The organism is Marinobacterium sediminicola, assembly GCF_022343685.1.
Classification (GTDB): Bacteria; Pseudomonadota; Gammaproteobacteria; order Pseudomonadales; family Balneatricaceae; genus Marinobacterium; species Marinobacterium sediminicola.
On sequence record NZ_CP092123.1, the window covers coordinates 1,385,504 to 1,404,784 of the forward strand.

At 57.0% G+C, this 19,281-nt stretch carries 18 protein-coding genes; 6 read left to right on the forward strand and 12 right to left on the reverse strand.

From position 1 onward, the window contains the following. Nucleotides 1-18 precede the first annotated feature (18 nt). Nucleotides 19-1,002: a glutathione S-transferase family protein gene (locus LN244_RS06360; protein ID WP_239042009.1), complete on the reverse strand. Its 984-nt coding sequence runs from the start codon at nucleotides 1,000-1,002 to the stop codon at nucleotides 19-21. Nucleotides 1,003-1,045: 43 nt separating this feature from the next. Continuing rightward, complete coding sequence (locus LN244_RS06365; RefSeq protein WP_239042010.1) at nucleotides 1,046-1,492, reverse strand: DoxX family protein; 447 nt, start codon at nucleotides 1,490-1,492, stop codon at nucleotides 1,046-1,048. Between the two features lie 228 nt (nucleotides 1,493-1,720). Between LN244_RS06365 and LN244_RS06370 the strand changes: the two genes are divergently transcribed. After that, nucleotides 1,721-3,664, forward strand: a complete 1,944-nt coding sequence (locus tag LN244_RS06370) for a DNA topoisomerase III (protein WP_239042011.1) — start codon at nucleotides 1,721-1,723, stop codon at nucleotides 3,662-3,664. Between the two features lie 99 nt (nucleotides 3,665-3,763). Further along, nucleotides 3,764-5,203, forward strand: coding sequence for an aldehyde dehydrogenase family protein (locus tag LN244_RS06375; RefSeq protein ID WP_239042012.1), 1,440 nt, complete (start codon nucleotides 3,764-3,766; stop codon nucleotides 5,201-5,203). Nucleotides 5,204-5,223: 20 nt separating this feature from the next. Here the strand turns inward: LN244_RS06375 and LN244_RS06380 are convergent, their stop codons facing one another. The 6 genes from LN244_RS06380 to arsC form a co-directional block, all read right to left on the reverse strand. Beyond that, the gene (locus tag LN244_RS06380) at nucleotides 5,224-6,798 is read right to left on the reverse strand and encodes a sensor domain-containing diguanylate cyclase (RefSeq protein ID WP_239042013.1); all 1,575 of its coding nucleotides are present in this window, start codon (nucleotides 6,796-6,798) and stop codon (nucleotides 5,224-5,226) included. A 321-nt stretch (nucleotides 6,799-7,119) separates the two neighbouring features. Continuing rightward, complete coding sequence (locus LN244_RS06385; protein ID WP_239042014.1) at nucleotides 7,120-8,034, reverse strand: LysR family transcriptional regulator; 915 nt, start codon at nucleotides 8,032-8,034, stop codon at nucleotides 7,120-7,122. Between the two features lie 33 nt (nucleotides 8,035-8,067). Continuing rightward, a complete protein-coding gene (locus tag LN244_RS06390; RefSeq protein ID WP_239042015.1) occupies nucleotides 8,068-9,726 on the reverse strand; it encodes a SufS family cysteine desulfurase in 1,659 nt (552 codons plus the stop codon). After that, a complete protein-coding gene (locus tag LN244_RS06395; protein ID WP_239042016.1) occupies nucleotides 9,723-10,112 on the reverse strand; it encodes a DUF2069 domain-containing protein in 390 nt (129 codons plus the stop codon). Before LN244_RS06395 ends, LN244_RS06390 begins: the two co-directional genes overlap by 4 nt. Continuing rightward, on the reverse strand, nucleotides 10,112-10,720 hold the full coding sequence (gene wrbA / locus LN244_RS06400) for an NAD(P)H:quinone oxidoreductase (protein WP_239042017.1): 609 nt from the start codon (nucleotides 10,718-10,720) through the stop codon (nucleotides 10,112-10,114). The genes LN244_RS06395 and wrbA overlap by 1 nt, the downstream gene beginning before the upstream one ends. After that, entirely contained in the window at nucleotides 10,717-11,067 is a 351-nt protein-coding gene (arsC, locus tag LN244_RS06405) for an arsenate reductase (glutaredoxin) (protein ID WP_239042018.1), read from the reverse strand. The genes wrbA and arsC overlap by 4 nt, the downstream gene beginning before the upstream one ends. An 82-nt stretch (nucleotides 11,068-11,149) precedes the next feature. Between arsC and LN244_RS06410 the strand changes: the two genes are divergently transcribed. After that, nucleotides 11,150-12,391: a YihY family inner membrane protein gene (locus LN244_RS06410; RefSeq protein WP_239042019.1), complete on the forward strand. Its 1,242-nt coding sequence runs from the start codon at nucleotides 11,150-11,152 to the stop codon at nucleotides 12,389-12,391. A gap of 2 nt (nucleotides 12,392-12,393) precedes the next feature. Then, nucleotides 12,394-12,672 (forward strand): acylphosphatase, encoded by a 279-nt coding sequence (locus LN244_RS06415; RefSeq protein ID WP_239042020.1) that lies wholly within the window; start codon nucleotides 12,394-12,396, stop codon nucleotides 12,670-12,672. On the opposite strand, the gene LN244_RS06420 is transcribed toward LN244_RS06415, so the two are convergent. After that, entirely contained in the window at nucleotides 12,662-13,540 is an 879-nt protein-coding gene (locus tag LN244_RS06420) for a LysR family transcriptional regulator (protein ID WP_239042021.1), read from the reverse strand. The two genes, LN244_RS06415 and LN244_RS06420, sit on opposite strands and share 11 nt — an antisense overlap. A gap of 103 nt (nucleotides 13,541-13,643) precedes the next feature. Here LN244_RS06420 and trpB point away from each other — a divergent pair, with 103 nt between their 5' ends. Both trpB and trpA read left to right on the forward strand, forming a co-directional pair. Further along, a complete protein-coding gene (gene trpB / locus LN244_RS06425) occupies nucleotides 13,644-14,858 on the forward strand; it encodes a tryptophan synthase subunit beta (protein ID WP_239042022.1) in 1,215 nt (404 codons plus the stop codon). Nucleotides 14,859-14,868: 10 nt separating this feature from the next. Continuing rightward, entirely contained in the window at nucleotides 14,869-15,690 is an 822-nt protein-coding gene (gene trpA / locus LN244_RS06430; protein WP_239042023.1) for a tryptophan synthase subunit alpha, read from the forward strand. A gap of 93 nt (nucleotides 15,691-15,783) precedes the next feature. Here trpA and dmeF read toward each other — a convergent pair whose 3' ends face one another. The 3 genes from dmeF to LN244_RS06445 all read right to left on the reverse strand — a co-directional run bounded on the left by dmeF (nucleotide 15,784) and on the right by LN244_RS06445 (nucleotide 19,188). After that, nucleotides 15,784-16,752: a CDF family Co(II)/Ni(II) efflux transporter DmeF gene (gene dmeF / locus LN244_RS06435; RefSeq protein WP_239042024.1), complete on the reverse strand. Its 969-nt coding sequence runs from the start codon at nucleotides 16,750-16,752 to the stop codon at nucleotides 15,784-15,786. Nucleotides 16,753-16,910: 158 nt separating this feature from the next. Then, nucleotides 16,911-18,623 carry a proline--tRNA ligase gene (locus tag LN244_RS06440; RefSeq protein WP_239042025.1) on the reverse strand — a complete coding sequence of 571 codons (1,713 nt, stop codon included), beginning with the start codon at nucleotides 18,621-18,623 and terminating at the stop codon, nucleotides 16,911-16,913. Nucleotides 18,624-18,711: 88 nt separating this feature from the next. Further along, entirely contained in the window at nucleotides 18,712-19,188 is a 477-nt protein-coding gene (locus LN244_RS06445; protein ID WP_239042026.1) for a DUF523 domain-containing protein, read from the reverse strand. Nucleotides 19,189-19,281: the final 93 nt, after the last annotated feature.

Genomic DNA, 19,281 nt, shown 5'->3' on the forward strand with positions numbered 1-19,281 from the left:
AGCGACATGTCTCCTGGGTTAGTCCGTGATTGCTTCGCGTTGATGTGCCTGGTGGAAATCCAGAATGGGGCCAGTAGGTACCACGCCGGTCGGGTTGATGGTGTGATGACTTCGATAGTAATGCGCCTTGATATGGCGCATGTTGATGGTCGCTTCTATGCCGGGCCACTGATAAAGCTCGCGCAGGTATCCCCAAAGATTCGGATAATCCACGATCCGTTTCAGGTTGCACTTGAAGTGACCGTGATAGACGGCGTCAAAGCGGACCAGAGTAGTAAAAAGACGCCAGTCCGCTTCGGTGATCTGTGCTCCGAGCAAATAGCGCTGTCGGCTTAATCGTTGCTCCAGAGCCTCAAGGGCTTCGAACAGAGGTGCAACGGCCTTTTCGTAAGCCTCCTGGGTGGTGGCAAAGCCTGCCTTGTATACACCGTTGTTGATTCGGTCATAGATCTCGCTGTTCAGTGTGTCGATCTCGGCACGTAACAACTGTGGGTTGTAATCACCGGCTTTGGCACCTAGATGATCGAAAGCCGAATTCAGCATGCGGATAATCTCGGCTGATTCGTTACTGACGATGGTCTGGCGTTGCTTGTCCCAGAGTACCGGTACGGTGACTCGGCCGCTGTAATTGGGATCTGCTTTAAGATAAAGCTGGTACAGATAATCCAGTCCGTAAAGCTGATCGCCGGTTGCGTCTACTTCCGGTTCAAATGTCCAGCCGTGGTCGCCCATGTAGCTGTTGACCACTGAAACCGAGATCATCGACTCGAGTCCTTTGAGCGCTCTGAAAATGAGTGTGCGATGAGCCCAGGGACAAGCCAGAGAGACATAAAGATGGTATCGATCGGCCTCGGCCCGAAAGCCACCTTCTCCGCTGGGACCCGGTTGTCCATCGGCGGTGACCCAGTTGCGGAACTGTGATTCCGAGCGGACAAAGCGGCCTTCCGTCGAGTCGGTGTCATACCACTGGTCGACCCAGCGGCCATCAATCAGTAAACCCATTGTCGAGCTCCTCCGGTTGTGAGTGGGCAAGGCAGGTCAGGGTTTATCCCCGACGCTGGCTCAAGACGCGATCGGCAGAAAGGGCCCCACCACCACTTATCAACAGGGAGATCGAGATGGCGAAAAGCGCGAGGCCGAACTCGTAGCCGTTATTGCTCATGAAGAGTCCGTTATTAAAATGCACGGCAAAAATCGCAACCAGCATGGCAAACGCAAGGGCAGCGGCAGCCGGTCGCACCAGCAGGCCGACAAGAATCGCGAGCCCGCCAAAGAATTCGGCACTGCCGGCCAGCAACGCCATCAGATAACCGGGTTCAAGCCCGATGGACGCCATCCACTGGCCGGTGCCCTCAAGTCCGTAGCCGCCGAAGGCACCAAAGAGTTTCTGTGCGCCATGCGCCATGAAGATAATGCCGGCGGGAATACGCAGCGCCAGTGGTGCCAGGCTGTTCGTGGTGTTTAATAAGCAAGTAATCAGGGAAGCGTTCATCGAGTGACTCCGTGTATTCGTTGGTATAACGTCACTATAGGTGTCACCTGGTAGATTAAAAACCGAATATATTTGCACTGATTGATCAGATTTATTGATGATGAGTGCGGGATGCTAACCAGTGGTCGTGTGTAGGCGATTAAATGCTGTTGATGTATACAGTATTTTATCGACTTGCCGGTGATGATCTCTTACCCTAACGGTTTTCCCCGATCAGCGTTTGAAATCATGAAGCTCTATATCGCCGAAAAGCCCAGTCTTGCCCGTGCCATTGCGGCTGTACTGCCCGGACCACACAAGAAAGAGGAGGGCATGATCCGTTGTGGCGGGGATCAGGTGGTGAGCTGGTGTATTGGTCATCTGCTGGAACAGGCTGAACCCGATGCCTATGATCCGGCCTATAAGCAGTGGCGGCTTGAACATCTGCCAATAGTGCCGGATGAGTGGCAGCTCAAGCCGCGCAAGGGCGTCAGCAAGCAGCTGGCTGTATTGCGCAAGCTGGTCAAAACGGCGGATCAGATCATCCATGCCGGTGACCCTGACCGTGAGGGCCAGTTGCTGGTCGATGAGGTGATCGATTTCCTCAAGGTCCCGGCAGCCAAACGCGTAGGGGTGCAGCGGTGCCTGATCTCCGATCTCAACCCGGATGCGGTGCGTCGAGCCATCGCCAGGCTTAAGCCCAACAAGGAGTTTGTTCCTTTGTCGGTTTCAGCACTTGCGCGCTCAAGGGCCGACTGGCTGTTTGGGATCAACATGACCCGGGCGCTGACGGTAAAAGGCCGTGGTGCCGGTTACGATGGTGTCCTCTCGGTCGGCAGGGTCCAGACGCCGGTGTTGGGACTGGTGGTACAGCGGGATGCCGAGATCGCGGCATTTGTGCCCAAACCCTACTACGAGGTGGATGCGCATCTGCTGACACAACAGGGCGAGCGTTTTACCGCCCGTTGGCAGCCCAGTGAGGCCTGTGCCCGTTTTCAGGACGAAGAGGGGCGCGTGCTGTCGAAGGCGCTGGCTGAAAACGTTGTCCAGCGGGTTACCGGGCAGCCCGGTGCCGTGACGCTGGATGAGCGCAAAACCGGCCAGCAAGCCGTACCCTTGCCCTATAACCTGTCGTCGCTGCAGATCGATTGCGCCAAACGGTTTGGCCTTAATGCCCAGCAGGTGCTTGATGCGGCGCAGTCACTGTATGAAAAGCACCAGTTAATCACCTACCCGCGATCCGATTGTCGCTACCTGCCTGCCGAGCATTTTGGTGAAGCGGCTCGAGTTACCCAGGCGATCGCCCGTACCCAGCCTGAGTTGAGCACGGCCGTCCACAACGCTGATCTGAACCTCAAATCCAAGGCATGGAACGACAAGAAGGTAGAAGCGCACCATGCGATCATACCGACCAGCAAGGCCACTTCCCCGGAGCGTCTGAGTCGGGCTGAACTCCAGGTGTACAGCCAGATAGCGCGTCAGTACCTGATGCAGTTCTATCCTCCCTGTCGTTATGCCGATCGCCGGGTTGAGATTGAGATTGCCGGGGGGCAGTTCCTCGCCAAGGCGAGACAGATTACCGATCCGGGCTGGAAGGCATTGATGGGCAAGGAGGCACAGGAGGAGGATGAGGGACAGCTGCCGCCGCTCAAGGTGGGTGAGTCCTTGCAGTGTGAACGCGGTGAGTTGCTGGAAAAAATGACCCAGCCGCCCAAGGCATTCACCGATGCCAGCCTGCTGTCGGCGATGACCGGTATTGCCCGTTTCGTGCAGGATAATGAACTGCGCAAGGTATTGCGTGAGACGGATGGCCTGGGCACTGAAGCCACACGCGCCGGGATCATTGAGCTATTGTTCCGGCGTGGCTTTTTGCAGCGGCAAGGCAAACAGATTCACGCGACGGATGCCGGCAAGGCCCTGATCGCGGCACTGCCCGAGCAGTTAAGTCGTCCGGACATGACGGCGCACTGGGAGTCTCAGCTGGATGCAATCAGTCGCAAGGCTTTCAACTATCAGGGTTTCATGCAGCCGTTGCAGCAGGCGTTGCCTGAATTGATAGGTCAAATTCGTCCGGAAGCCTTGAACGGCATCAAGGCGCCGACCCGGGGCAAGTCCACTCGGGGCAATGGGCGCAGTCAGGGGCGGAAGAAAACAGCGACCGGCGTACGCCGCAAAACAGCAAGAAGCAGTTAACTCCTGATCTCCAGGCCGTGACCTTAGTGCCCGGAATCGGTACTCTTGGCTGTTAACAGGTTAAGTATCTGCAGAGCAATAACAAGAGAGGCCCAGAACATGCTGGAAAAACGTGAATTCTATATCGACGGTCAGTGGGTAGCGCCGGCACAGGCGAATGATTATGACGTTATTGACCCTTCTACCGAAGAGGTCTGTGCGGTCATCTCTCTGGGCAGTCAGGCCGATACCGATGCTGCTGTTGCCGCGGCCCGACGTGCTTTTGACAGCTGGAGTGAGACCAGTAAAGAAGAGCGTCTGGCGCTGCTGGAAAAGCTTTATGCCCTTTACAAGGCTCGTTCCAGTGAAATGGCTGAGGCGATCTCAGTGGAAATGGGAGCCCCTATCGCGCTGGCTCAGACGGCCCAGTGGGGCACCGGTGCCAACCACATGAAAAACTTCATGCGCATCCTGCGTGACTACGCATTTGACGAGCCCTTGGGTGAACATGCGCCGGGTAACCAGATTCTGCGCGAGCCGATCGGTGTCTGTGGCCTGATCACACCGTGGAACTGGCCAATGAACCAGGTCACCCTCAAGGTGGTTGCTGCCCTGGCGGCGGGATGTACCATGGTACTGAAACCGTCCGAAGTCGCTCCGCTTTCGGCCATGCTGTTTGCCGAAATGATCGATGAAGCCGGCTTCCCGGCGGGTGTGTTCAACCTGGTCAACGGTGATGGTCAGGGAGTTGGAACCCAACTGTCCGGTCATCCGGATGTCGATATGATCTCGTTCACCGGCTCGACGCGTGCGGGTATCGCCATCTCCAAAAACGCGGCAGATACTGTCAAGCGTGTCAGCCTGGAGCTGGGTGGCAAGGGTGCCAACATTGTCTTTGCGGACGCCGATGACAAGGCGGTTGTGCGTGGCGTGCGTCACTGCTTCATGAACTCCGGTCAGTCCTGCAACGCACCGACGCGTATGCTGGTGGAACGCTCGATCTACGAGCAGGCAGTGCAGATGGCGGTTGATGTGGCGGCCAAGACGGAAGTCAATCAGGCGTCTCTTGAGGGCAAACACATTGGCCCGGTGGTGTCCTCGGCCCAGTTCGACAAGATTCAGCGACTGATCCAGCAGGGCATTGATGAGGGCGCACGCCTGGTAGCGGGCGGTCTTGGTAAGCCGGAAGGCCTGAACGAAGGCTATTTTGTTCGACCGACCGTATTTGCCGATGTGACCAACGAGATGACCATCGCGCGGGAAGAGATCTTTGGACCGGTGTTGTCGATTATTCCTTTCGATACGGAAGAAGAAGCTCTCGCCATCGCCAATGACAGCCCCTATGGCTTGACGCATTATGTGCAGACACAGGATGCAGCAAAGGCAAGACGCGTAGCCCGTAAGTTGCGCTCAGGCATGGTGCAGATGAACGGTGAAATGCTCGGCGGTGGCGCACCTTTCGGTGGTTACAAGCAGTCTGGCAACGGCCGTGAGGGTGGTCACTGGGGGTTGGAAGAATATCTGGAAGTGAAGGTCGTGACAGGATGGCCTGAAGCTTGAGGTCCAGGCTCCGGGTGGCACTAGAGGCCAACCGGAGCCAGAATATGCTGTTCCAAAGCCTGTTCGAGCTCTTCCGGTGTCATCGGCAGTTGTTCCTCCAGGCCCTGTGCCTGATAGTAATGACGCCAGCCCACGCAGCGATTTCTGCCTTCATCTTTTGCGCGATACAAAGCCATATCGGCCACTTTGAACAGGTTGTTCCAGCTCTTGTTGAGTTGGCGCGGGCTGTTCATGGGCGTGATGAGAAGGCCTATTGAGCAGGTCAGAGTTATGAGCCCCTCGACAAAACGCTTTTGCTCCGCTTGAGTGCGGATACGTTCGGCAATGATGCTGGCATCCTCTTCGCTGGCGACTTCACAGATGGCGATAAATTCCTCACCGCCAGCCCTGATCAGGAAGTCCTGGTCGCGACAGCAATGTTTCAGAAGCTGCGCAAACTCCCTCAGCACCTGATCGCCGGCATCATGTCCGTGGCAATCGTTGATCTGCTTGAAGTGATCGATGTCGATGTTCATCACCAGCAGGAAGTGCCCATTAGCCCAGTGGCTGTGCTTTTCCAGATTCTGGATCAGATAACGGCGATTGCCCAGACCGGTCAGTGGGTCTGTCAGGCTTTCATGCCGAAGCTGCTCTCGTTCGTTAAGAATCATTTCACGATCGGCTGAAAGGCGCCGGGCCATCTCTTTAAACGCTTCCGTGAGATTACCCAGCTCATCCTGACGAGGTTCAGGATCGAACGCTGTCAGGGAGTGATGACGACTGAAATGATGGACGGCGCGTTGCAGTTTAAGTATCGGGGAAATCAGATAGTGCTGAAGCAGGAAATAGCTGGCGAATGTGCCGATGATGCCCAATACGAAAATGATACCCATCAGGTAATAGGTTGACGTCAGCGTCTGATCGAAAAAAGGCCGATCTCCTTGCAGTTGGATATGGAGCGAGCGGTTCTCTTCTCCGATCAGCGGCAGCCAGGCTTGACTGAGACTCTGGCTGTCTGAGGGAAACGTAATCTTCACCGTGCCGGGTTTGCGATTATCCAGCGTCAGTGAAACCTCCAGTGACACTATTTTCTCCAGCGTCTGCAGCAAGGAGTTGTCGACCAGACGGCCGAAAAACAGCATTCCCATTGAGGGTCCCGTGCCGTCGGTTTGCAGAATGGGGCTTGCCGATACCATCAGGACCTGGTCTTTCACTGTAACAAGACCACTGCCTCCATCAGCCAGGTGGGCCCGAATCGATGCGTGGTGAAGGCGTTCTGTGAGCGCTTCCCGGATTGTGTTGATCCTGTCCGATGTGTGCAGAGAAATCGCCTGCTGGTTACGTGTGAGCAGCAGGAAATCCATTGAGAGTTCGGACAGTGTGCCCTCTGCCAAAGAGGACTTGAGATAGTCGGGATTGAGATCCTGAACGAAGGTGTAGGTTTCATCCCAGCGTCCCCAGTCAGTCGCCAGCTCACTGATGTGCTCAAGTTCACGCTTGATCGCTTCATCAACGTGCCGTAAATCCGCTTTCAGGCCATCGGTTTCGAGTGACTGTACTTTCGGAATGACAACCCAGTACTCAATCGCCCCAATGCCCAGGCCGAGGATAAACACTAGAACCGAAAGGCTTGTGATAAGCCTTGATCTGATCTTCATTTCAAAGTGTCGCTGTTTGGAATCACTTTGCTCATTTTGTACCTAAATCGATCGTTTGTGTAGTGTGCGAAGACAATTAAGCAGATCGGCAACATGGCCTTTACCCGCAAATGGCCTTTGAGCGTGAGTATGGAATAGGTTCGGGCACCCCGGAAGCAGCCCAGTGCAACAGTATAGAACCCGACAGAATTCTTGCTGCTGATCCCGACGGATGTGGTCTGAATGGAGTTTGATGGAAGGTGCCCAGAGACTTGACTTGCAGTATCCGGGCTTGACCGATTAACTGGACAGGTGAACCAGTCGGCTCTGTACCCAGGGATGATCGCTCAATCGATCAGTCATGTGGTCCAGAAAGGCGCCTACGCGCGGGTTCAGATTACGGCGACTGGCGTACAGGGCGTTGATCTCCAGCGGTTCCAGGTTAAAGTCGCCCAGAACCCGGACAATGGTGCCGTTCTGCACCAGCTCGCTGCAAAACACTTCCGGAAGGCGACCGATACCGTATCCCTGAAGAATCATTTCACGGACGAAGCTCAGGCTATTGGTGCGCAAACGTCCTCCCATGGAGACCGGTTCCTGGTTATTCCAGTTGATGAAACGCAGGTGATCAAAGGGTTTGAGCAAGGTGATGCACTGGTGCTGCGCCAGCTCTGCCGGTGTCTGTGGCATGCCGTGCTTTTCGATGTAGTCCGGGGTGGCGAAAAGCCCACGGTGCAGACCGGCAACATGGCGCGCGATCAGGCTGGAGTTGGGCAGCGGGCCAAGCCGAAGGGTCAGGTCGACGCCTTCTTCGATCAGATCGACCGTTCGAGTGCTCAGCTCCACATCCACTTCGATGCGGGGGTAGGTTTCCATGAAGCTGGAGATTACTTCGTTCATCATGAACACGCCAATCTCAGTCGGCATGGTCAGGCGCAAGCGGCCGCGAAGTTCGGTTCTGGATGCGCTGATATCATCCTGAACAGCTTCAAGGTCGTCCACCAGCGGCTGCGCACGCGAGAAGAGTTCTTCACCTTCCGGCGTGAGCTTTAGCTTGCGGGTAGTCCGCTGAATCAGCCGGATGCCAAGGGTATCTTCCAGTTGGGCGATACGGCGGCTGATGGTGGATTTTTGCACGTTGAGGCTTTCAGCCGCGGCGGTAAAACTGCCGGTTTCAACCACGCGGATAAACAGGCTCAGGTCGTTAAGGTTCATTGAATACTCCAGAACTGGTCGGCGGCGCCAGTCTTACTCGTCCTGTTGGCGTGCAAAGTCCTGCAAACCACGGATTATTGCCAGCAATCCATTGCCCCGAGACGGGCTCAGGTGACGCTGAATATCGAGTTGGCTCAGTGTTTCTTCCAGATCAGTCGCCAGCATCTGTTCGGGTGTCAGGCCGTTGACCTGATCGAGCAACAACGTCAGCAGGGCACGTAAAATACGTGCATCCGCGTCGGCTCGACAGTTCAAAAGGCCATTGGCATCCAGCTCGGTGATGAGCCAAACCCGAGATTCACAGCCCGGCAGCAGGAAGCGGTCCTGCTTGAGGGCGTGGGGCAAGGGAGGTGCGGCTTGCCCCAGTTGCATCAGGGACTGATAGCGACTGGTCCAGTTTGTTGCGGAGTATACGCTTTTTAAGGCATTTTGGTAGCTGGTTTGTTCCAATTTTGCAACGGGCAGGATGCTTTTCTGGCTCTGAACCAACTGCTCCAGAGCCTGAGCAAGTTGTTCTGCTTCCTGGAAGGTGTTGTAGAAGGCAAAGGAAGCCCTCAGAGTGCCGGGCAGGCCCAATGACTGCATCAACGGCATGGCGCAATGATGGCCTGCACGGACGGCTATGCCCTGACGGTCGAGCCAGTGGGCAACGTCCTGCTGGTGAAATCCATCGAGCTCAAAGGACAGCAGGCTTACCCGCTGGCTTCCGGACGCCACAGGCCTGAAGCCCGCAATCTGGCGGCAGCCTTCAAGTGCGTGCTTAAGCAGGGACTGCTCGTAGGCTTCCATGGCCTGTCGATCCTGGCTGCCGAGGTAATCGATGGCGGCAGCCAAACCGATGGCGCCGGAGATGTCAGGTGTGCCGGCTTCGAACTTGAATGGCAGTCCTGCATAGCGGGTACTGTCAAAGCTGACATGTTCGATCATCTCGCCGCCACCCTGCCAGGGGGGCATGGCTTCCAGCAGCTCACGGCGACCCCAAAGTGCGCCGATACCGGTAGGGCCAAACACCTTGTGGCCGGAGAAAGCATAGAAATCACACCCCATTGCCTCGAGAGATACATCGAAGTGGGGCAGAGCCTGGGCACCATCGACCAGCACCGTAGCACCGGCCGATTTAGCCTCACGGCATAGGGTCTCGACCGGGTAGATGGTACCCAGTGCGTTGGATACATGAGCGAGCGCAACCAGTACAGGTCGTTGTTCAAGCAGCCGGTGATAGGCGTTGAGATCAATATCGCCATCGGCCTGGAGCGGAATGATCTCAATGTGAGCGCCGGTGGCCGCTGCCAGCATCTGCCAGGGCACGATGTTGGCGTGGTGAGCGCTTTGCATCAGCAGTATGAGGTCACCCCGTTGCAGATGCTGGCGCCCCCAGCTTTGTGCCACCAGATTGATCGCCTCAGTGGTGCCGCGCGTCCAGATCAAAGTGGCGCTGTCATCTATACCCAGCCAGCGGGCTACCTTTTCACGGGCCAGTTCGAAGGCTGCTGTTGCCTGCATCGAAAGGGCGTGACTGCCACGATGCACGTTGGCGTTGGCCGTTTTGTAAAAACGGTTGACGGCATCAATCACGGGTCGTGGCTTTTGGGTGGTCGCAGCATTGTCCAGATACACCAGCGGCTGTCCATGCACGTGCATGGACAGCAGCGGGAAGTCACGCCGCCAACGTTTGGGATCGTTCTGGCTCACGCATCAGTACCCGTGGATTGAGCGCGATCCAGTTGGCTGCGCCAGCGGGCATAGAGCATGGCCGACGTGAACAGCGTGACCAGCAGCGCGCAGTCAATCAGGCCTAGCCAGCGGGTAGGCGGCGGCAGCATGGCCGCGATTACCGCTTCCAGAAAGTAGAGCAAGAGTACGAAACAGAGCCATGCATGACCACGCGGCTTGCCCTTGATCACCACGGGCGCAAAGGCCAGCAACGGCAGCAGATGGACCAGCCAGATGACCCACGGGTTGTCGCCCTGGGACGGAGCTAGCCAGAGATACCAGAGACTGAACAACAACAGCAGGCCGAAATAGCTGAACAGCACCAGTGCACGGCTGAGATGTGTTTTGGCAGCCAGAGATTGCATCAAGAAGATTCCTTTTGCAGCAGTTTCAGAGTCAGCTGACCCAGACGTTTGCCCTGTTGCAGTGCCAGAGCGGCTTCGTGCTCATCCAGTTGTGACACGCCGTCGCTGCCACTGACATGCGTGGCACCATAGGGCGTGCCGCCCCCTTGGGTAGCCAGCAACTCGGTGGCACTGTAGGGCAATCCGGCCAATACCATGCCATGGTGCATCAGTGGCAACATCATGCTGAGCAGGGTTGTTTCCTGGCCTCCGTGCAAACTGGAGGTGGAGCTGAATACACAGGCGGGCTTATCGATCAGTGCACCGGACATCCACAGACTGCTGGTTGAGTCGATGAAGTATTTCATCGGTGCAGCCATGTTACCGAAGCGGGTGGGGCTGCCCAGTGCAAGACCGGCGCAGTTGGCCAGGTCCGATTCGGTACAATAGATCGCACCGGACTCGGGAATTTCAGGCTCGGTCGCTTCGCACACTGTCGAAATTGCCGGCACGGTGCGTAAGCGTGCCTCGACTCCGGCTTCTTCGACGCCACGGGCGATCTGCCGAGCCAATGCACGGGTAGCGCCGTTTCGGCTGTAGTAAAGGACCAGTACGTAAGGCTGGCTCACGCGAGAATCTCCAGAACGGACTCAGGCGGGCGCCCGATGCGCGCCTGATCACCGTTGATGACGATCGGACGTTCGATCAGCTTAGGGTATTCGGTCATTGCCTTGATAACCGCCTCATCGCTCAGGCTCTGGTCATCCAGCCCCGCTTCCTTGTATTCCGCTTCCTTGCTACGCAGCAGTTCACGTGCAGTAATACCCAGCGCGGACAGTACGGATTTCAGTTCTTCAGTGCTTGGAACATCCTTGAGATACTCACGAATCTCGGGTTCAATGCCGCGCTCTTGCAACAGCTTCAGGGTTTCACGAGACTTTGAGCAGCGCGGGTTGTGATAAATGGTAATCGACATGAGTGCTCCGTTTGAGGCTTTCATTAGGCTGATGAGCGCCCTATTGTATAAGGCAGAGCATTGATTAGTTAAGTGAGAGTGTATGCAGAAAGGAAGCCTGCCAGCGGTGCTGGTGTTTCTTCGTGCGCTGGCGCGTCAGTATCAGACCAATCAGGGTGTCCTCAACGCTGCGGCACTGACCTACACCACCCTGTTTGCGGTTGTTCCGCTGATGACGGTGTCCTACTCCATGCTGGCGGCAGTGCCGAATTTTCGTGGCGTGGGTGAGCAGGTCCAGGGCTGGATCTTTGAGAACTTCGTCCCCGCCACCGGGATGGTCGTGCAGGAGTATCTGAGTACCTTCGCCAGCCAGGCGCAGAAGCTGACGGTCATTGGTATCGTGTTTCTCGTGATCACGTCGATCATGATGATGAAAAACATCGAGGCCGCCTTTAACCGCATCTGGCGTGTAACCGAGCCGCGCAAGGGCTTGTCGAGCTTTCTGCTGTACTGGGCCGTGCTGAGCCTGGGGCCGATTCTGATCGGTCTGGGCTTATTGCTGACCTCTTATATTGCCAGCCTGCCGTTCATCTCCAGCGCCACTGAGGTCGTGGGGCGCGCTCGGTTGCTATCGCTGTTGCCGCCGCTGTTTTCGGCGCTCGCATTCATGCTGCTCTATGCTGCAGTGCCTAACTGCAGAGTGCCGCTACGCAATGCGGCGATTGGTGGCGTGTTCGCGGCGGTCCTGTTTGAATTGGCCAAGCGTGGCTTTGCTCTGTTCGTTACCCAATTCCCGTCCTATGAGCTGATTTACGGCGCCTTTGCGGCTGTGCCCATGTTTCTGGTATGGATTTTCATCAGCTGGACCATCATTCTGCTCGGTGCGGAGTTGACCCGTCTGCTGACGGTGTCTCACGTCAGCAAATACCGCACCCATGAACCGCATCTGTATACCGTGTTGGCGGTGCTGCAGCGACTTTGGGTCGCGCAGCAGGAGGGTGAACCGGTGCCCGATCGTGTGTTGTTGCAGGAGATTCCGGGGCTCGACCAGGGGCGTTGGGACGACTACGTACAGCTGTTGATGGATGCCGGACTTATCCGGCGCACGGAGGGCGGCCAATATCTGCTCAGTCGTGATTTGAGCCGTTATACTCTGCTGCAACTGCAGCGCGAAATGCCTTGGCCTCTGCCAGACCCGCTGCCCGACAGGGAAGAGCCCTGGCAGCAGGAATTGCACAGCCGCCTGCAGATGTTGCAACGCCAGCGTGGCGTGGTACTCAATATCACTTTGCAGGATCTTTATCGACGGGGGCATATACCGACCCTCGAACAGATTCAGGATTAACAATGGCGAAGATCTGTGTTCATGCTTTGGTTAGCGGACGGGTCCAGGGGGTCTGGTTCCGTCATTTCACGCGCGAACAGGCTGAAGCCAATGCCCTTACCGGCTGGGTGCGCAACCTGCCGGATGGTCGGGTGGAGGCACTGCTCTGCGGCGAAGAGAAAGCGGTACGTCATGTGGAAGCATGGCTCAATCAAGGCCCGGAGCTGGCTAACGTGGCCGAAGTCGCTTCAACGGATGCCGAATATGATGAAGCTCTGACGAGTTTCAAAATCATTGATTGAGCATGTGTCTGAGCCACTCCGCCAGCTGTCGTGCACGCGGGTCCTGTGCCGTTTGCGGCAACCAGAGTGACAGCAGCGCATCGGTTTCGATAAATCCCCAAGGGGCGATCAGTCGTCCCGCTCGAAGGTCTTCTTCCACCAGATAGGCGGGAGCAATGGCAACACCCAGTCCGACCAGTGCGGCTTCCAGCATGTAGTTCAGGTGCTCGAACGATTGCGCGATCCTGAGTGATGCCGGTTCCAGGTTCTGCTGGTGACACCATTGTGGCCAGGCCTGTGGGCGCGAGAGTGTCTCCAGCAGTGGCAGTTGCAATAATGTGGTGGGTGTTGCCGGGTCGGCGTCAGACAGCAAGTCGGGACGCAGCACCGGCCCGATCCGTTCAGGCGCCAGTTCGATAACCTGGCTGTTGGTTGGCCAGGGTGGGGTGGCAAAGCGCAGGGCTGCATCCACGCCGGGGCGCAGAGGCTGATCTTCATCAGAGGCTGTCAGGTGCAGTTCCAGTTCAGGGCAGTCCCGTTTGAGCTGGTCCAGTCGCGGAATAAACCAGCGAGCCAGAAAACTGCCGGAGCATCCCAGCACAAAAGGGGCTCCTTCTGCTTCACGCCGCAGCTGGTCACAGGTCTGTTCAAGCTGCGAGAAAACCTGTTGTGTCGTGTTGGCCAGGCGAATGCCGGCCGTGGTCAGGCGAACACCTCTGCCTGCCCGCTCGAACAACACCACTCCAAGCTGTTCCTCGAGTTGACGAATCTGCCGGCTGACAGCACCATGCGTGACATGGAGCTGCTGTGCAGCAGCTGTCATGCTGAGTGTACGGGCGGTCGAATCAAAAGCGCGCAGCGCGTTCAAAGAGGGCAAGGAGGAAGTCATTAGTTGTTACTTTTTCTCACAGTTTAGTGCGATTTTATCGTTTTTTTCCCGGTCGTGCATGCACTAGACTGTGTTCAACTAAACGAATGATGGAGTCGCAATCATGAGTACCAACACTTCCCTGCGACAGGGTCCCGATGCCAGCGGTTTCTTTGGCCGTTTTGGCGGGCGCTTTGTCGCTGAAACACTGATGCCCCTGATTCTCGACCTCCAGGCCGAGTATGAGAAGGCCAAGCAGGACCCCGAATTCCATGCGGAACTGGAAAAGCTGCAGAAGGACTACGTCGGTCGCCAGACACCGCTTTACCTGGCCGAACGTCTGACTGAAGCGCTTGGCGGTGCCAAGATCTATTTGAAGCGTGAAGACCTGAACCATACAGGCGCACACAAGATCAACAACTGCCTGGGTCAGATCCTGCTGGCCAAGCGCATGGGCAAGAAGCGCATCATCGCTGAAACCGGTGCCGGCATGCACGGTGTGGCGACTGCGACCGTTGCGGCGCGCTTTGGCATGGAATGCGTGATTTACATGGGCAGTACTGACATCCATCGTCAGCAGCCCAATGTGCAGCGGATGAAGCTGCTGGGTGCCGAAGTCATTCCGGTGACCAGCGGTACCGGCACCCTGAAAGATGCCATGAACGAGGCCCTGCGTGATTGGGTAACCAACGTCGACAATACCTTCTATATCATCGGTACCGTTGCCGGTCCTCATCCCTACCCGGCGCTGGTGCGAGACTTCCAGTCTGTGATCGGTGAGGAAACCAAGGCCCAGCTGATGGAGAAAGAGGGGCGTCTGCCGGACACGCTGGTGGCCTGTATCGGCGGTGGTTCAAATGCCATGGGCCTGTTCCATCCGTTCCTGGATGACGAATCCGTGCGGATGATCGGTGTCGAAGCCGGTGGCGAAGGTCTCGACAAGCGACACGCGGCCAGTCTGAAAGGCGGGGAGCCGGGCGTATTGCACGGTAACCGAACTTTCCTGCTGCAGTCTGAAGATGGCCAGATTCAGGATGCTCATTCCATCTCGGCCGGTCTGGATTACCCCGGTATCGGGCCTGAGCATGCCTGGTTGCATGATATTCAGCGCGTCGAATACGTTGCCGTAACCGATGAGGAAGCGCTGGAAGGCTTCAAGGCGCTGTGCAAATACGAAGGCATCATTCCGGCGCTGGAATCGTCCCATGCCATCGCGCATGTACTGAAACTGGCCCCGACACTGCCCAAGGATCACATCATCGTGGTCAACCTGAGTGGCCGTGGTGACAAGGACATGGTAACCGTAACCGAACATCTGGCGGCCGAACTGGCGAAATAAGGGGATAGCAATGACAGCAAGCATGAGTCGTATGGAGCGCCGTTTTGCCGCGCTGAAAGAGGAAAACCGTGCTGCCCTGGTGACCTTCGTGACCGCGGGCGACCCTGACTATGACAACAGCCTGAATACGCTGCTGGGCCTTCCCGCTGCCGGTGCCGATGTCATCGAGCTGGGCATGCCGTTTACTGACCCCATGGCGGATGGCGCGGCTATTCAGCTGGGGAGCCAGCGTGCGTTGAACAACGGCCAGAACATGGTCAAGACTCTGCAGATGGTGTGTGAGCTGCGCAAACAGGATCAGGACACGCCACTGGTGTTGATGGGCTACTACAATCCGGTGTACCGCTACGGTGTCGACAAGTTCCTGCAGGAAGCGGCTGAAGCCGGGGTGGATGGTTTGATCGTGGTGGACCTGCCGCCTGAACATGATGACGAGCTGTGCATTCCGGCGCGTGAAGTCGGCATCCATTTCATCCGACTGGCCACGCCGACCACTGATGCACGGCGCTTGCCCGGTGTGCTAAACAACACCTCCGGCTTCCTCTATTACGTGTCCAGCACGGGGGTTACCGGTGCCGCTGCGCCGACCCCGGAGAAGGTGCAGGCCGAGGTGGAAGCGATTCGTGCCCATACGGACATCCCGATTGGTGTTGGTTTCGGCATTCGTACTCCCGAGCAGGCGGCACGCATTGCCCGCTTTGCCGACGGGGTTGTCGTGGGTTCTGCGCTGGTCGATTGCATCGCCAATGCTGAATCGCCTGCTGCTGGCACTGAAGCGGTGCTGGCTCTGACTCGTGATCTGGCAGCATCAATACGTACCGCCCGCCAATAGTGTTTCGCCTGCCGGGTAGCCCTTGCTGCCCGGCCCTTCCTGTGTACCCCCGGTATTATGTCAATCAAGGATGCCTCGAAAGGCACTTGATGACTACCCTGCCTTCCTGGCCAAGGCACACTGACGACAATAGCTGACCTCAATGATCGGATGATGCAGGTTTCTGAGCGAACGCAGGCTGGCCCGGTATTCCTCGGGTGTTGTCGAGCCATGGGCAACAACTGCGGCGACGAGGGTCCAGGAACCCTGTCCGACGGACCAGATGTGCAGGTCGATAATGTCGGTATCGCCATTCTTCTGCAGCAACTTGCGTGCGGCGCGGCGAATCTCGTCCGGGCCTTCGCGGTCCAGCAGTACGCTAGTGGTCTGGCGCAACAGTCCCCAGGACCAGCGCAGGATTATGACCGAGGCCACCAGGGCGATGGCGGGATCGACCCAGGTCCAGCCCCACAGCATCGCCGCGCCAAGGCCGACAATTGCAGCCACCGAGGTTAGAGCATCAGCCAGTACATGCACCAGTGCGGCACTGAGGTTGGAATCGTGATGATGTTCGTGATCGCCATGGGAGTGCCCGTGTTCGTGCTTGCCTGCAAGCAGAAGGGCCGAAACCAGATTCACGGCCAGGCCGATGACGGCGACGATCATTGCTTCTCGAGGCATGAGCTCTGCTGGCGTGATAATACGGTCAACGGATTCATAGATCAGCCACAGCGTTGACAGCCCGAGTATTAGCGCGCTGGTGTAGGCTGCCAGATCAGCGATCTTGCCGCTGCCGAGGCTCAGGCGCCGGTCATGGGCATGCTTGCGTGACAGGTAATAGGCCAGGGCCGCCAAGCCCAGTGCCATGGCATGACCTGCCATATGGATACCATCTGCCAGCAGTGCCATGGAGCCTGTTATGACACCCGCTGCGACCTCTACCAGCATGGTCATCAGTGTCAGCAGGGTGACCAGCGTAGCGCGCTGTTCAGCCTTGCGCTTCTGGCCCTGGCCAAAGTCGTGGGGGTGTTGAAGTTGGTCGGCGGTTTTACACACGGATGATTGTGGGGGCTGATTGGACATCACTGCTCCGAGAACTGGTAAACGCTGTTGATCGGAGTGTAACAGGGATTCAGGTGAGGCAAAGAGTATCAGGTGTCGATTCAGCCTGTTGCTGAGCGGGGTCAGTTTTTTGAGGGGCTAGTGCCTGAAGATGGAGGGATCTTCAGGCACCATAGGCCTTAGTTCATTTGGCTACGCAGGAATTCCAGCGCATTATCAACCGGGATATCCTGAGATTCGGCATCACGGCGGCCCTTGTATTCCAGGGTGCCATTCTTGAGGCCACGATCAGAGATTACCAGTCGTTGCGGAATGCCCATCAGTTCCATATCGGCAAACTTGACGCCCGGGCGTTCCTTGCGGTCATCCATGAGTACATCGATACCGGCGGCCTGCAGAGCTGCATACAACTCATCGGCCTTGGCACGTACTTCATCGGACTTGTCATAGTTCAGCGGAACCAGTGCAACGCTGAACGGTGCCAGTGCTTGTGGCCAGATAATACCGCTGTCGTCATGGTTCTGCTCAATGGCAGCAGCAACCACGCGGGTGACACCGATGCCGTAACATCCCATGGCCATTACTGTGGATTTGCCGTTTTCATCCAGAACGGTGGCGTTCATGGCTTGCGAGTACTTGGTGCCCAACTGGAAGATGTGGCCCACTTCAATACCGCGGCGGATCTGAATCTTGCCCTGACCACAGGGGCTGGGGTCACCTTCGACGACATTGCGAATATCGGCGACTTCCGGCGTAGGCAGGTCACGTTCCCAGTTGATGCCGAAATAGTGCTTGCCATCGATGTTGGCACCGGCACCAAAGTCGGACAGCGTCTCGACACTCCGGTCAATGATGCAGGGGATCGACAGGTTGATCGGACCCAGAGAGCCGGGGCCCGCCCCGATGACTTTGCGAATTTCTTCGTCAGTGGCGAAGCGCAGGGGGGCTTCGACCTGCGGCAGCTTCTCTGCCTTGATTTCGTTCAGTTCGTGGTCGCCACGAACCAGCAGAGCCACGAAATCCGCCTCGATCTCTTCGCTGGCCGCAACAATCAGTGTCTTGACGGTCTTTTCAATCGGCAGCCCGAATTGATCAACCAGTTCGGCAATGGTCTTGGCATTCGGTGTATCGACAAGACGCAGCTCTTCGCTGGGCGCCTGACGCTCACCCAGCGGGAGCGCTTCGGCCATCTCCACGTTGGCTGCATAATCACTGCTGTCGGAAAAGGCAATGTCGTCTTCACCGGATTGCGCCAGTACATGGAATTCATGAGAAGAATCGCCACCAATCGAGCCGGTGTCGGCCAGTACGGGGCGGAAGTCCAGACCCAGGCGCGTAAAGATGTTGGTGTAGGCCTGGTGCATCGCCTTATAGGTTTCGACCAGCGACTCGGTGTCGGTGTGGAAGGAATAAGCATCCTTCATGATGAATTCGCGAGAACGCATTACACCGAAACGTGGACGGATCTCGTCACGGAATTTGGTCTGGATCTGATAGAAGTTAGCCGGCAGTTGCTTGTAGCTCTTGATTTCTCGACGTACCAGATCAGTGATGACTTCCTCATGCGTCGGGCCAACACAGAATTCGCGGTTGTGGCGGTCGTTGACACGCAGCAACTCAGGACCGTACTGCTCCCAACGGCCAGACTCTTCCCAGAGTTCAGCGGGCTGGATGGCGGGCATCAGGACTTCCTGCGCACCGGCGGCATCCATCTCTTCGCGCACGATGCGCTCGACCTTGCGCAGCGTTCGAAGGCCCAGTGGCAACCAGCTGTAGAGGCCGGAAGCAACCTTTCGGATCATGCCGGCACGCAGCATGAGCTGATGGCTGATCACCTCGGCATCGGAGGGAGTCTCTTTCAGGGTCGCAATCAGAAATTGGCTTGCTCGCATAGAACCAGGGTCCGTTTAATAATGAAAATGGCCCCCATTTTAGGGGGCCAGCGTCAGGCGAACAAGTGGCCCCCTGAATGCGGCTGTGTCAGGCTGCCTGAATATTCTGCTCTACGAACTCGATCAGTTCGCAAAGCTGATGCTCGTTGAAGACGGGAATGCCGTTACGCAACAGCTCATCGGCGGCGACACCCGGTGCGGCAACCAGGGTGCCAGAGAAGCTGCCGTCGTAAATTTCCTGATTGCCGCAGGAGGGACTGCGGGCTTTCATCAGCGCACAGCAGCACTCATGCTTGCGTGCCAGTTCCAGAGCCTGTTCAGCACCGCTGAGAAATTCCGGGGTTACATCCACGTCAGCATCGGTGGTAATCAGAATTGGAAAACGGGTTTGAATTTCCGCCGGTGGTCTTGGAGTTGGCAGGCCGCCAAGCATTTCGGGACAGGTGGCGACCAGTTTCCCTTGTTGATGCCAGCGCTTGAGAATGGGGTGGTCGAGCAGGTTGTCGCGTCCGTCGTAACGCACTTTGGCGCCCAAAAGACAGGCGCTGACCAATACTTTAGCCATGATAAACTCTTGCCGTATTACAATTGTTGTTATTTTAGAGTGCATATTTTACGGCAGTGTTGCGTGGACGCAATACAACCTAAGTCAGCCTCC